This is a genomic window from Erwinia sp. ErVv1 (assembly GCF_900068895.1).
Lineage (GTDB): Bacteria > Pseudomonadota > Gammaproteobacteria > Enterobacterales > Enterobacteriaceae > Erwinia.
In genome coordinates this window covers 23,663-24,100 of sequence record NZ_CDPK01000022.1, presented here as the reverse complement: position 1 = coordinate 24,100, position 438 = coordinate 23,663, and the positions used below count along the sequence as shown (strand labels likewise).

Genomic DNA, 438 nt, shown 5'->3' with positions numbered 1-438 from the left:
GAAGAACGGAGTATGACGGCCGCCTTCATCTTTGGACAGAATATAAACTTCTGACTCAAATTTGGTGTGTGGCTTGATTGAGCCTGGCTTAGCCAGAACCTGACCACGCTGGATATCTTCGCGCTTGATACCGCGCAGCAGGATACCACAGTTCTCGCCTGCACGACCTTCGTCAAGCAGCTTACGGAACATTTCAACGCCGGTACAGGTTGATTTCACGGTATCTTTGATACCAACGATTTCAACTTCTTCACCGACTTTAACGATACCGCGCTCTACACGACCGGTAACAACGGTACCACGACCGGAGATGGAGAATACGTCTTCGATTGGCAGCAGGAACGGCTTATCAATTGCGCGCTCTGGCTCTGGGATGTAGTTATCCAGATGCTCAGCCAGCTCAATGATCTTAGCTTCCCACTCAGCTTCGCCCTGCAG

At 50.9% G+C, this 438-nt stretch carries 1 pseudogene; it reads right to left on the bottom strand.

Features of this window, described 5'->3' with window-relative positions:
- Positions 1 to 9 precede the first annotated feature (9 nt).
- Positions 10 to 438: pseudogene (locus tag A1830_RS24130) on the bottom strand (EF-Tu/IF-2/RF-3 family GTPase); the annotation flags it as partial.